Below are 12,478 nucleotides of genomic sequence, written 5' to 3'. Positions count from 1 at the left end.
TGCCCCGCACCACCGGCAACAGCGCGTACAGGCTGAGTGCCAGCAAGGCCGGTGCCAGCCCGACCCCGGCAATACCCAGGCCGGGCAACTGCCGCCCCAGCCAGGCCAGCGGGCCGATCAACAAACCGAACAGCGCAATCGACGGAATGGTCTGCAACACATTCAGCACGGGAAACAGCAGCCCGGCGAAACGGGCCGAACGATAGGCCCACACCCCCAGCACGCCGCCCAGCAGCAGTGCCGGCAGCACGGAAAACAGCACCAGCTGCACATGGCGCAGCAGGGCATCGTCAAACGCATCCTGGTTATTGTGGTACTCGCGCAGCAAGGACAGGCTGTCCAGCTTGCCGCTCAGTAACAGCAAGAGCAGCGGCAGCTGGGCCAGCGACAGCAGTAACACCCGTTGTGGCAAACCGGCAGCCAGGACTTGCAGCGCCTCGGCCAGTTGCAACAACAGCAGCAGCTGCAACAGCCAGAAGCCACCACCAAACGACACCCGCGCCAGCGCATCCTCGCCCCCGGCACGCAGCGTGGCCTCGCTGCCGGCCAGCCACCACAGCGCAGCCCCCAGCCACAACGCCGCCAGATACACCGCCCGCTCCCGCCACACACCCGGCTGCCACCACGCGGCCAGCAGCAAGGGCAAGGCAGGCAGCAGTGCCAGCCAGCGCAGGCCGGAGCCGCTTTGCAGCAAATCAAGCAGACCAATCCCCTGCCCGGTCAGCAGGCGGTTGGGCGCATAGGTAAGCAGGGGCAGGCCCAGCGCCGCCGCCAGCGACAGCAACACCAGCAGCAGGCGCACCCGGCTATGCAGACGCATGGGTCACCCCTGCTGGCAAAAACCGCACGCTCACTTGATAAAGCCCTTTTTCTTCAGATAATCCTGCGCCACCTTGCGGGCATCGCGGCCTTCAATGGCAATGCTGGCATTCAGTTTTTGCAGCGTAGGGCCGGTGAGCGACAGGAACACCGGCTTCAGCACGGTGGCGATTTTGGGCTGCTTGGCCAGCACCTCGCTGCGGATGATTGGCGCTGGTGCGTAAATCGGCTGCACGCCCTTGACGTCATCCAGCGTCACCAGCCCCAGCGCGGCCACCGGGCCATCGGTGCCGTAGGCCATGGCGGCGTTAACGCCGGATGTCTGCTCGGCGGCGCCTTGATGGTGACAGAAGTGTCCCCACCGGCCAGGGTCAGCAGCTGGTCCTGCTTCAGCTTGAAGCCATAGGCGCTCTGGAAGGCGGGCAGCGCGTCGGCGCGTTCAATGAACTCGGCCGATGCCGCCAGCTTGAAGCGGCCGCCCTTGTTGATCCAGTTGCCCAGGTCAGTCAGCGTTTTCAGCTTGTTGGCTGCCGCCACATCCTTGCGGATGGCAATGGCCCAGGTATTGTTGGCCGGCGCAGGCGTCAGCCAGGTAATACGGTTTTTTTCCTGATCCAGCTTTTTCACCAGCTGATAGCCCGCCTCGGCATTTTTCCAGGCCGGGTTGCTTTCATCGGCAAAGAAAAACGCGCCATTGCCGGTGTATTCCGGATAGATGTCGATTTCACCAGCGGTAATGGCACCGCGCACCACCTTGGTATTACCCAGCGACACCTTGCTGACGGTCTTGATGCCATTGGCTTCGAGCACCTGCTGGATGATATTGCCCAGCAAGGCACCTTCGGTATCGATCTTGGAGCCAACCCGTACCGCATCGGCCGCCATGCTCTGGCCGGAGAAAACGCTCAGCGCGAAAGCTGCCAACAGCCAGCGACGGGAAATTTTTGCTTGGGTCATGGTATTCCTCTTGATGGATGAAAAGCGACACTTCAGGCAAAGGGATGAAGCGGGTCGATGACCGGCCGGTGGCGATGCCGCCACAGCAACTGCAGGTAACCCTGCTCGACAAAATCGCCACTGAGTTGCTGGTAATGCTGGCGTTCGGCCAGATAAGCCTGACGCAGGCGATACCAGGGCAGGCCCGGATGCAGGTGATGCACCAGATGGTAATTCAGGTTGAGAAACAGTAGTCGCCACGGCCAGGCAGCTTCGTTCAGCACCGAGCGGGCTGCAGCATCCGGCACGGCCCGGTGCTCGTAAAAGGAACGTACCATGGCCAGCGCCAGTGCGGGATAGGCAATGCACGACAGGTAGTACCACGGAGCGATGCCGGCCTGGCGCAACCACAGCAACAACAAACCCAACAATAGCAGATGACTGCCCCATACCAGCAGCTGTTGCCGCTGACCGCTACGCAGGGCCGCGCCCACCGTGGCCAGCCAGCCCCAGCCGGGGCCCAGTAGCAGCCTGCCAGGTGCGGTATCGCGCCAGCGACGCAGGCTGCGGGCCAAGGCAGTGCCCGGCAAGCTGCGGCTGTAGTAGGACTCCGGGTCGACGCCCGGCAGGGTCAGGCTTTCATCACGGTGATGTGCCAGGTGGGTGTCACGATAAACCGCATAGGGATACCACACTGCCAGCGGCAGCTGGCCGAACAAGGCATTCAGCCAGCCATGACGCGTCGGGTGGCCGTGAATCAGCTCGTGCTGCAGCGACATATACCAGCTGGTCAGCACAATCAGCAGCGGCGTGCCCAGCCACGGCCCCAACTGGCGCCACAGCGCAACGGTGCCGAACCAGCCGCCGTAGATGACGGCAATCAGCAGCCAGGTGGGCAGTTCCAGCCGCAGCAACCAGTCTTGCTGCGCCGGTGGTGCCGTATCAGCCTCGCTACCGGAGACATCGATATCGGCTTCCCGGTATGCGCAAACGGAATGATGCATTGAGCAATACATAAAGCAGCTCCTCAAGTGAGCCGCTTAATGTAGACATCAGGCAGGTGTTTTCAAACCAAGAAAAAGTCACATGTACTGCAGAAAATTTCACATTTGTCATGACTTCCGACACAGCCTGATGCCGCCATGGCAAGCCATCAGCCGTCTGTATGCACATGGGGGGTGCGGGCCATGCATCCCCCTGCCCTGTGTTAGCCGCGCTGCGGATACCAGCCCACCAGGCCCGGTTGCAGATTGATGCTCACCTGTTTCACCTGCTGGTATTCCAGCAGGCCGTTGACGCCCAGATCGCGGCCATAGCCGCTCATCTTGTAGCCGCCCCACGGTGCTTCGTTGAAGGTGGGGTTGTAGCAGTTGATCCAGGTGACGCCCGCACGGACTTCCTTCACCACCCGCAGTGCACGTGCGCCATCGCTGGTGAACACCCCGCCAGCCAGGCCGTACGGTGTGTCATTGGCCATGGCGATGGCTTCGGCCTCCGTGGTGAAGGTCTGGATGGCCACCACCGGGCCGAAGACTTCCTCGCGCACGATGTCCATGTCGCGGGTGCAATTGTCGAAAATGGTGGGCCGCACAAAGTAACCGTTGGCGCACTCGCCCTCGACATAGCGCTCGCCGCCACATACCAGTGTTGCGCCTTGCTGTTTGGCGCGCGCGATATGGCCCAGCACCTTTTCCAGCTGCGCGGCGGACACAATCGCGCCCATGTCGGCATCCTTCATGCCCGGAGCAATGGTCATGGCATTGGCACGTTCGGCCAGTCGGGCGACAAAGCGGTCCTTGATGCTGGCTTCAATCAGGATGCGCGAACCGGCCGAGCATACTTCGCCCTGGTTGAAGAACACGCCTATCATCGCCCATTCCACCGCGCCTTCCAGATCGGCATCGGCAAAGATGATGTTGGGCGACTTGCCACCCAGTTCCAGCCCCACTTTTTTCAGGTTACCCACTGCCGCGGCGGCAATGGTCTGCCCGGTGCGGGTGCTGCCGGTGAAGGTGATCATGTCCACATCATGGCTGGCGGCCAGTTCCTGCCCGGCGGCCGGACCGCTGCCCAGCACCAGGTTGGCGGTGCCCGGAGGCAGGCCGACGGCATCGAAAATTTCAAACAGGGCCACCGCTGACAGCGGGGTGACTTCGCTGGGCTTGAACACCACGCAGTTGCCCGCCGCCAGCGCCGGGGCCAGTTTCCAGGTGGCCATCAGCAAGGGGTAGTTCCACGGGGTGATCAGCGCGCATACGCCCACCGGCTCGTGCATGGAATAGGCATGCATCGGGCCAAAGCCGTCGCTGACTTCATACACCCCGCCCTGCGGCTTGGTAATCAGCCCGGCGTAATAGCGGAAACAGGCCACCGCATCGTCCACATCGCAGCGCGCTTCGCGCAGCGGCTTGCCATTGTCCAGCGTGTCCATCACCGCCAGCTCGTCGGCGCGGGCGGCAATGGCATCGGCAATACGCAGCAGCATGTCGGCGCGCTTGGGCCCGGCCATGCGCCGCCAGCTGCCGTCGTGGTCAAAAGCATGGCGCGCAGCGGCAATCGCCTGCTTGCTGTCCTCGGCCACGCTGTCGGTGACCAGGGCAATCACTTCGCCATTGGACGGGTTGATGACGTCGCGGGTAGCGCCGCTGACCGAGGCTTGCCAACGGCCATTGATGTAGTTGTTGCGCACTTCCATGTTTCTTCCTCCTGCCTTGCCATTGTTGTGCCGGGCGGTCTGTGCCGCTCAGGCGATGTAGATCTTGCGCAGTGTTTGTGTCACCACCCAGGTGGTGGCGGTGCCGGCAGCCAGATGGCCCACGGTGCCGGGCTGCAATTCCAGCGGTGGGCGCCATCGGCAAACTGCACGCTGGCCTTACCTGACAGCACGATGAAGAATTCGTCCACTTCCACATCGGTGGTGACACTGGGCGACATTTCCCACACGCCGATGCTGCAACCGTGCAACTGGCCCAGCTCGGCCGTGCCCACCCGGGCGGGGCCGCTCATGACCTGATCGGCCGGGACTTCGCGATATTCCAGCGCAATGCGTGTGGCGTCCACGCTGAGATTGGCCAGCAGGGCAAAGGGATTGGACATGCTTGCTTCCTTGGATGGTCAGAAAAGGACGAACGGATTCAGGAATCGAAACCCAGTCCCAGCGCATCCATGGTGCGCAGCATCAGATTGCGCTTGCCATGGTTGTGGTCGGCCCGGTTCAGCGACCAGCGCGTGGCCTGCACGGCGACATAGGTCAGCGGCTCCGGCGGAAACGGTGGCGGTATTTCGCGCACCATGCGCAAACGGGTTCGCGGTGTGTCCAGCCCTTCTATCTTGTCCAGCAGCACATTGGCGGCAAAGCGGGTGGCCCCTACGCCCAGACCGGTAAAACCGGCGGCATAGGCCACCTTGCCGCCACGCGCCAGCGCAAAAAAGGCACAAAAACGGGTAGACGTATCGATGGCCCCGCCCCAGCGATGGCTGAAGCGCAGCCCGGCCAGTTGCGGAAAGGTAGTAAAGAAGTGACTGGCCAGCCGGGTGAACGAAGCCGGGCGGTCGTCATAGGCATCATCCACCTTGCCGCCAAAGTTGTAGACGGCATCGTAGCCGCCAAACAGGATGCGGTTGTCGCGGGTGATGCGGTAGTAATGAAACTGGTTGGCCATGTCGGCAATGCCCTGGCGGTTGTGCCAGCCGATGGACGCCAGCTGTTGCTCAGTGAGCGGCTCGGTCATCAGCACATAGTCGTACACCGGGATGGTGTGCCAGCGGTAACGCTTGAGCAGCGAGGGAAAGGCATTGGTGGCCAGCACCACGCGGGCTGCATCCAGCTCGCCCTGCGCCGTCGCCAGCCGCACCCGGCTGCCACGGCTGTGCAGCGCGGTGACAGCGGATTGTTCGTGAATCTGCACACCCAGCTCAACCGCCACCCGCGCCAGTTCCAGCACCAGCTTGCCGGGGTGGATCATCGCCGTGCTGTCTTTTTCCCAGATGCCGGACAGGAAGGTGGGCGAATTGAGCTCGGCGCGGATCTGCGCGGCATCCATATAACCTTCGCCACGCAGTTGCTCGTCCTGATAGGGCTCCACCGCCACCACCAGTACGCCGGTGCGCTCGAAGTCACAGTCGATGCCGTAGCGGCGGATGGTGGCTTCGATTTCATCCAGATTCTGCAGGCCCAGGGCCTCCAGCTGCGGCATTTCTTCCGGCCAGCGCTGCTCACCGTTTTCCTCGCCATGGGTGATGCTGGCTTCACAAAAGCCGCCGTTGCGGCCGGACGCAGCCCAGCCCACCTGCCGGCCTTCCAGCAGGGTGACCGAGCGCGACGGGTTACGTTCCTTGGCCAGTATGGCGGTCCACAGGCCGAGAAAACCACCGCCGACAATGGCCAGATCAGCGCTGGCCATGCCTTGCAGCGGAGGGAAACTGCGGCGCAGGTGCGCCACATCATCTCCCCAGAACGGGCGGTTGACGCTGCCAGCCAGCGCGGCATCGATCAGCTCTTGTTGCGGTGCCTCACGTTCAAACACGATTTGCGGCATAAAACAGATATTCCTCGGGCATGGGACAGTTCACAGGGAGATGCACCGCGCTGCAACGTTAACCGGCAGTCGTGGTGTCGATCATGCGATGTCGGCAGTTGGCACGCAAGTCGCGCAGCAAGATGCAGCAAGGCGCAGCCGACATCATGGCGGATAGCCCGGTAGCACTGCGCAGCCCCACACCATGCAACAGCCATCCGGCACCCGTTGGTACATGGGCAGCTTGTTGCTTGGCATAGCTTGAACCAGGTGATATGTTGAGATAAATCCCGAATTTCTTATCTTCAGTTTCAAAAATACTCAACTGATGAGCAAAAAAAAATCCCTGGGCCAGGTCAGCGATTTTGATATCCGCCTGCTGCGCCTGTTCAAGACCGTAGTCGAATGCGGCAGCTTTTCCGCTGCGGAAAGCGTGCTGGGCATCAGCCGTTCTGCCATCAGCCTGCACATGGGCGATCTGGAAAAGCGGCTGGGTATTTGCCTGTGCCAGCGTGGCCGCGCCGGCTTTGCCCTCACCGACGAAGGCCGGGCCGTGCTGCACGCCAGCCAGACCATGCTGTCGGCCATCGAGGAATTCCGTACCGAGGTAAACCAGCTGCACCACCAGCTGCGCGGCGAGCTGAACATCGGCATCATCAACAATCTGGTCACCCAGTCGCACATGCACCTGACCCATGCGCTCAAATCCTTGAGTGCGCGCGGGCCGGGGGTGCGCATCAATATTTCCATGACCACTCCCAGCGAAATCGAACTGGGCGTGCAGGACGGCCACCTGCACGTGGGCGTGGTGCCGCTGATCAACCCGCTGTCCGGGCTGGACTACCTGCCGCTGTACGAAGAACATTCGCTGCTGTATTGCAGCCGTGAACACCCCTTCTTTGCCCGCGCCGACAGCGATATCAGCCAGGACGAGCTGCACAGCGCCGAAGCCATCGCCCCCAACTACCGGCTGACCGTGGACGCCATGGCGCAACACCATGCGCTCAACTGCACGGCCACCGCGTCCGACCGGGAAGGCATTGCCTTTCTGATTCTCACCGGCGGCTATATCGGCTTTTTGCCGGACCACTTTGCCGCCGGCTGGGTGGCGCAAGGGGTGATGCGGCCCTTGCACCCGCAGCAATTCTGTTACGACATTCCGCTGAACGTGGCCATGCGCAAGGGACGACGGCCCAATCTGGTACTGGAATACTTTCTGCAAGCACTGGAGCAAAGCCGTAACAGTTGACACCGCCAGGCCCGGCCGACATGCAAAAGCCCCCTTGCGGGGGCTTTTTGCTGACTGCGCGATGCGCTCGCTCAGTGCTTACTTGCCAGCTTCGCCGACAAAGATTTCCACACGGCGGTTGGCAGCACGGCCAGCCAGGGTGCTGTTGTCGGCAATCGGCTGACGCGAGCCCATGCCGTCGATGCTGATGCGGCTGGCAGCCACGCCGTGGCTGACCAGGTAATCGCGGGTGGAGCTGGCACGATTGACTGACAGCGGATTATTGATGGCATCGCTGCCGGTGTTGTCGGTATGGCCGACAATGCGCACGGTGGTGACCGGGTTTTGCTGCAGGGTGGTGGCAAAGCGGTCCAGCACCGGACGCAGATTCGGCTTGATGTCGTAACGGCCGGAGTCAAACGAGACATCGCTCGGAATATTCAGCTTGAGCTGGTTGTCGGCGGTCTGGCTCACGCTGACGCCAGTACCCTGCGAGGCTTTTTCCATGGCCTCTTTCTGCTTTTGCATATGCTGCGACCACAGATAACCACCACCAGCCCCCAATGCCGCACCCACGGCAGCACCGGTTACTGCGCTGCGACCGGTATGGCCACCGGCAGTCAGCGCGCCCAGCAAGGCACCAACACCAGCACCCACGGCGGCACCGGTGCCGGTGGTTTGCTGGGTTTCGTTCATGTTGGCACAGCCGCTGAGGCTGGCCGAGGCGATGGCAACAGCCACCAGGGTGGTCATCAGTTTTTTCATCGTGATCTCCTCATTGCGATGCGTGCCATGCACGGCACCGGCAGGGTTGGGTCCGCGCCGCAGGCGGTGGATTGCCGTCTGCAGTCGTAAGGCTGGATATGCATGGCAAGGTGCCATCCGGCATGTCGCATGCATTTGCCTGAGGCAGTGCGGGCGCAGACAAGTTCACTGATGGTCGGAGACAGGCTGCGACACATCGGTTTGCATTAATTCATATTATAGAACCGCTGACAAACCAGCCGTGTAAGCAAACGTGTGCCTTGTGTAAGCAAAAGTACACGTCTGCTCAGGCCAGAAGCTGCATAAAAAAAAACCCCCTGACGGGGGTGGAAGTAATGCTCTGGGTCGAACAGGGCAAAGGAAGGGATTTGATCGGAAAACCTGTCTGATCAGGACTGTGTGGCCACCTTGGCTTCACGCGACCCCATCCACGGTGTGCCATACATGCGCGAACGGACCCAGCCCACCACCAGCAGGGCCAGCGACAACAGGCCGGTACTGATGACTTCTACCTGGTGTTCCGGACGGATGGCCATCAGCACCACCACGGCACAGATAAAGACAATCACGATCCAGGTCAGAGTCGGGAACATCCACATGCGGAAGGCCGGGGTTTCGCCATTGGCTTCCATGCGCTGACGCATGCGCAGCTGGGAAATGGCAATCACCAGGTACACCAGCAGGGCGATGGTGCCGGAAGTGGCCAGCAGGATGTCGAACACTTCCTTGGGCATCAGGTAGTTGGCAATCACGGTCATGAAGCCCACCACCATGGAACCCAGTACCGCCTTTTGCGGGGTGCCATTGGGCGCGATATCGCCAAACATCTTGATGGCATCGCCACGGCTGGACAGCGAGTACAGCATGCGCGAGGCGGTATACAGCGCGGAGTTCAGACAGCTGGCCACCGACACCAGTACCACCACGTCAACAATAGCCTTGGCATTGGGGATGCCGATCAGCTGCAGGGTACGCTGGTAGGAACCCAGGGCGGCCAGTTGCGGGTCGTTCCAGGCTACCAGGGCGGTCACCACGAAGATGGAACCCAGGTAGAACAGGCTGATCCGCCATACCACCGAGTTGGTGGCCTTGGTGATTTGCTGCTGCGGATTGTCCGATTCGGCCGCAGCAATGGTGACAATCTCGGTACCCAGGAAGGTAAACATGGTGGTGAGCATGGCACCCAGCACCGCACCAAAGCCCTTGGGCATGAAGCCGCCCTGGTCGAACAGGCGTGCAGTACCGCTGACCTGGCTGCCTGGAATCAGGCCGAACATGGCCGCACCGGCCACGGCCAGGAAGGCCACGATGGCCACCACCTTCACCAGCGCGAACCAGAACTCGAACTCGCCGTAGTTCTTCACGCTGAACAGGTTGGTGATGGTCAGCAAGATGGTGATGCCCAGTGCAAAGGCCCACATCGGCACGCTGGCAAACCAGGCATGCAGAATGGTGGCGGCGGCATTGGCTTCCAGCGGAATCACCAGTACCCAGAACCACCAGTACAGCCAGCCGATGATGTAACCGGCCCAGTGCCCGATGGCACGGTCGGCATAGGTGGAAAACGAGCCGGTATCCGGCGAGGCAACCGCCATTTCACCCAGCATGCGCATGACCAGCACCACCAGCAGGCCTGCCATGCCATAGGCCAGCAGCACAGCCGGACCGGCCTCGGCGATGGCGTGGCCGGAACCCACAAACAGGCCGGCACCAATCACACCGGCAATGGACAGCATGGTGACGTGACGTTGCTTGAGCCCGTGGCTCAAGCCTTGCGATGAAGCACTCATGAAAGATTCTCCCAAAACCGGCAGCCCGCGTGGGCAGGTCCGCCAGTCATGTCGTTTTATTGTTTTATGTTTTTTGAAATGACCCACATTACTTCTTGGACACAGGCGACACCCTGCCGCTACCGGCAGGCAGCGGTGGTGCACGCCCGTGCTTACAGCTAGCCGGGACAGAAAGGCCGACCGGGACGGATCAGCCTGGCCTGCCTGACGGCATCAGGCCTTCAGCGCGGCTTCCAGCTTGGCCAGCGCTTCGGCGAAGATTTCGTCTTCGATGGTGAGCGGGAACAGGAAACGCAGCACATTGCCGTACACCCCGCAGGTCAGCAGGATCAGGCCGGATTCCAGCGCCTTGGTCTGTACCTTCTTGGTGAATTCGGCATCCGGCTGGTGCGTGCCCGGCTGGTTGAACTCCACGGCCACCATGGCACCCAGGCCGCGCACGTCGGCAATCTGCGGAATGTCCTTTTTCAGGCTGTGCAGCTTTTCCTTCAGCAAGTCGCCCAGCTTGTTGGAACGCTCCAGCAGGTTTTCTTCGCGGATGACATCAATCACCGCACCGGCCGCAGCCAGGCCCAGCGGGCTGCCGGCATAGGTGCCGCCCAGCGCGCCGGGAGCCGATACATCCATCAGCTCGGCCTTGCCCACCAGCGCGGACAGCGGGAAGCCACCGGCCAGCGACTTGGCCATGGTGGTGAGGTCAGGGGCAACCGGGTAGTGCTCCATGGCAAACAGCTTGCCGGTACGGGCAAAGCCGGCCTGCACTTCGTCGGCAATCAGCACGATGCCGTGGGTATCACACAGCTGGCGCAGTGCCACCACCCACTCTGTCGGTGCGATATTGAAACCACCCTCGCCCTGTACCGGCTCGAAGATGATGGCGGCTACGCGCTTGGCTTCGATATCGAACTTGAACAGCTTTTCGATGCTGGCCAGCGAATCCTCAACCGACACACCGTGCATGGCATTCGGATAAGCGGCGTGGTAGATCTCGCCTACGAACGGACCAAAACCGATCTTGTACGGGGCCACCTTGCCGGTCAGCGCCATGCCCAGCATGGTGCGGCCGTGAAAGGCACCGCCAAAGGCAATCACACCCGGACGGCCAGTGGCAGCGCGGGCCACCTTGATGGCGTTCTCCACGGCTTCCGCGCCGGTGCTGAAGAAGGCGGTTTTCTTGGCGAAATTGCCCGGTGTCAGCTGGTTCAGCTTTTCAGCCACGCTGACATAGGATTCGTAGGGAATGATGGAATACGAGGTATGGCTGAAGCGGTTCAGTTGCTCGGCCACGGCGGCCTGCACCCTGGCATGCAGATGGCCGGTATTCAGTACGCCGATACCACCGGCGAAGTCGATATAACGGTTGCCTTCCACATCCCATACTTCGGCGTTCTTGGCCTTGTCGGCAAAGAACGTACACATGACGCCCACGCCACGCGGTGTTGCATCCGCCTTGCGCTGCATCAGGTCCTTGTTGCTCATGCTGTTTCTCCTGTCATTGACAAAGCGAGTGGCAATTTTTTAAACAGTCGATACCTGGCTACAGTATCCAAAGCTGTCAAATCCTTGTATCAACTGGATTTTCCATTGCATCTCGGCGCACCAATTCTAATCACGCGTTTAACAAAACGCCACAATGAATATTATTTTAAACACGCAAAAGTGGCAGGCAGCCACCGGTGATGACAGGACAAGCCATTGAAAAAAAAGCTTTTATCAGGAAATTTGAACACAGGAGAAAAACGATGAAAATTCAGCAAAAACACATCAATTTCCCGATAAAAGCCAAGCAGCAGCCGCCAAACCGGCAAGGTGTCTTCACGCAAAGAAATATGACATGAACAAGTTGGAAAACAGCAGATAGACATGGCAGAACACGGATTCACCGCGCCTGAAACATGGCGCGCACAGCACGCGGCTCATCGCCAGTGGCAATGAGCGCAAGGGATGGGACAAGCCCTACAAGCAGTGCTACCAGCAGTTGCTGGTGCTGACCGTGCCGCCCGTGGAGGTGACATTGGTTTTGTTACCCAGAGAATCCAGCTGATAGATCACACAGGCATCGCTGGCCTGCACACTGCCGGTCACGGGCGTGGCTTGTAGCGTGTAGCCAGGCACCGTGCCGCTGGTAGCCGAGGCCACCGTCACCGTGTAGTAGTTCTGGCTGCTGCCGGGGACAGAAATGCTGTTGGCGCTGTAGCCCAGCGTGGTCGGCTGGGAAGCATAGACATTGTTCAGCGCGTAGTAGGACTCCTCGCGCGCAGCCAGCTCCAGCAACGCTGTCTTGGCAGCCGGGCGGTTCCCCTTTTGCACATAACTGGTATATGCCGGAATGGCAATGGCCAGCAGGAGCCCCAGAATGGCCATGGTGACTACCAGTTCCACCAGGGTAAAGCCGGTCACCGGTTTGCGGCTGTGTTTCATGT

At 61.0% G+C, this 12,478-nt stretch carries 13 protein-coding genes; 1 reads left to right on the top strand and 12 read right to left on the bottom strand.

Annotated features, from left to right (window positions below; translation table 11 throughout):
* The 8 genes from AWT75_RS04250 to AWT75_RS21195 all read right to left on the bottom strand — a co-directional run.
* The coding region (locus AWT75_RS04250) for a hypothetical protein (RefSeq protein ID WP_062787637.1) at positions 1–820 on the bottom strand (820 nt) is incomplete at its 3' end.
* 30 nt (positions 821–850) lie between these two features.
* Complete coding sequence (locus tag AWT75_RS23385; protein WP_275575681.1) at positions 851–1,120, bottom strand: glycine betaine ABC transporter substrate-binding protein; 270 nt, start codon at positions 1,118–1,120, stop codon at positions 851–853.
* Positions 1,075–1,776, bottom strand: coding sequence for a glycine betaine ABC transporter substrate-binding protein (locus tag AWT75_RS04245; protein ID WP_275575680.1), 702 nt, complete (start codon positions 1,774–1,776; stop codon positions 1,075–1,077). Before AWT75_RS04245 ends, AWT75_RS23385 begins: the two co-directional genes overlap by 46 nt.
* 32 nt (positions 1,777–1,808) lie before the next feature.
* On the bottom strand, positions 1,809–2,759 hold the full coding sequence (locus AWT75_RS04240; protein WP_062787635.1) for a fatty acid desaturase: 951 nt from the start codon (positions 2,757–2,759) through the stop codon (positions 1,809–1,811).
* A gap of 203 nt (positions 2,760–2,962) precedes the next feature.
* A complete protein-coding gene (locus tag AWT75_RS04235; RefSeq protein WP_062787633.1) occupies positions 2,963–4,450 on the bottom strand; it encodes an aldehyde dehydrogenase family protein in 1,488 nt (495 codons plus the stop codon).
* A gap of 80 nt (positions 4,451–4,530) precedes the next feature.
* Entirely contained in the window at positions 4,531–4,851 is a 321-nt protein-coding gene (locus tag AWT75_RS04230) for a cupin domain-containing protein (RefSeq protein ID WP_204376868.1), read from the bottom strand.
* A 38-nt stretch (positions 4,852–4,889) separates the two neighbouring features.
* Positions 4,890–6,293, bottom strand: coding sequence for an NAD(P)/FAD-dependent oxidoreductase (locus AWT75_RS04225; protein ID WP_062787631.1), 1,404 nt, complete (start codon positions 6,291–6,293; stop codon positions 4,890–4,892).
* Positions 6,294–6,351: 58 nt separating this feature from the next.
* Positions 6,352–6,597 carry a hypothetical protein gene (locus AWT75_RS21195; RefSeq protein WP_153013237.1) on the bottom strand — a complete coding sequence of 82 codons (246 nt, stop codon included), beginning with the start codon at positions 6,595–6,597 and terminating at the stop codon, positions 6,352–6,354.
* Positions 6,598–6,600: 3 nt separating this feature from the next.
* Here AWT75_RS21195 and AWT75_RS04220 point away from each other — a divergent pair, with 3 nt between their 5' ends.
* Complete coding sequence (locus tag AWT75_RS04220; protein ID WP_062787629.1) at positions 6,601–7,521, top strand: LysR family transcriptional regulator; 921 nt, start codon at positions 6,601–6,603, stop codon at positions 7,519–7,521.
* A 78-nt stretch (positions 7,522–7,599) separates the two neighbouring features.
* Here AWT75_RS04220 and AWT75_RS04215 read toward each other — a convergent pair whose 3' ends face one another.
* The 4 genes from AWT75_RS04215 to AWT75_RS04195 form a co-directional block, all read right to left on the bottom strand.
* Positions 7,600–8,265 carry a YiaD family glycine zipper/OmpA-like lipoprotein gene (locus AWT75_RS04215; protein ID WP_062787627.1) on the bottom strand — a complete coding sequence of 222 codons (666 nt, stop codon included), beginning with the start codon at positions 8,263–8,265 and terminating at the stop codon, positions 7,600–7,602.
* A gap of 389 nt (positions 8,266–8,654) precedes the next feature.
* On the bottom strand, positions 8,655–10,055 hold the full coding sequence (gabP, locus tag AWT75_RS04210; protein WP_045847475.1) for a GABA permease: 1,401 nt from the start codon (positions 10,053–10,055) through the stop codon (positions 8,655–8,657).
* A gap of 213 nt (positions 10,056–10,268) precedes the next feature.
* A complete protein-coding gene (gene gabT / locus AWT75_RS04205; RefSeq protein WP_062787625.1) occupies positions 10,269–11,534 on the bottom strand; it encodes a 4-aminobutyrate--2-oxoglutarate transaminase in 1,266 nt (421 codons plus the stop codon).
* 489 nt (positions 11,535–12,023) lie between these two features.
* Entirely contained in the window at positions 12,024–12,476 is a 453-nt protein-coding gene (locus AWT75_RS04195; protein WP_045847477.1) for a type IV pilin protein, read from the bottom strand.
* Positions 12,477–12,478 lie beyond the last annotated feature (2 nt).

The sequence above is a fragment of the Aquitalea pelogenes genome, from assembly GCF_001515305.1.
Classification (GTDB): Bacteria; Pseudomonadota; Gammaproteobacteria; order Burkholderiales; family Chromobacteriaceae; genus Aquitalea; species Aquitalea pelogenes.
The sequence above is the reverse complement of the archived record's forward strand: the minus strand, read 5'-3'. Positions and strand labels throughout refer to the sequence as shown.

Bases quoted from the DNA above. Each gene is read 5' to 3' on its own strand.
- AWT75_RS04235 (WP_062787633.1), bottom strand. From the start codon at position 4,450: ATGGAAGTGCGCAACAACTACATCAATGGCCGTTGGCAAGCCTCGGTC.
- gabT (WP_062787625.1), bottom strand. From the start codon at position 11,534: ATGAGCAACAAGGACCTGATGCAGCGCAAGGCGGATGCAACACCGCGT.
- AWT75_RS23385 (WP_275575681.1), bottom strand. From the start codon at position 1,120: ATGGCCTACGGCACCGATGGCCCGGTGGCCGCGCTGGGGCTGGTGACG.
- AWT75_RS04225 (WP_062787631.1), bottom strand. From the start codon at position 6,293: ATGCCGCAAATCGTGTTTGAACGTGAGGCACCGCAACAAGAGCTGATC.
- AWT75_RS04215 (WP_062787627.1), bottom strand. From the start codon at position 8,265: ATGAAAAAACTGATGACCACCCTGGTGGCTGTTGCCATCGCCTCGGCC.
- AWT75_RS04195 (WP_045847477.1), bottom strand. From the start codon at position 12,476: ATGAAACACAGCCGCAAACCGGTGACCGGCTTTACCCTGGTGGAACTG.
- gabP (WP_045847475.1), bottom strand. From the start codon at position 10,055: ATGAGTGCTTCATCGCAAGGCTTGAGCCACGGGCTCAAGCAACGTCAC.
- AWT75_RS04220 (WP_062787629.1), top strand. From the start codon at position 6,601: ATGAGCAAAAAAAAATCCCTGGGCCAGGTCAGCGATTTTGATATCCGC.
- AWT75_RS04230 (WP_204376868.1), bottom strand. From the start codon at position 4,851: ATGTCCAATCCCTTTGCCCTGCTGGCCAATCTCAGCGTGGACGCCACA.
- AWT75_RS04240 (WP_062787635.1), bottom strand. From the start codon at position 2,759: ATGCATCATTCCGTTTGCGCATACCGGGAAGCCGATATCGATGTCTCC.
- AWT75_RS04245 (WP_275575680.1), bottom strand. From the start codon at position 1,776: ATGACCCAAGCAAAAATTTCCCGTCGCTGGCTGTTGGCAGCTTTCGCG.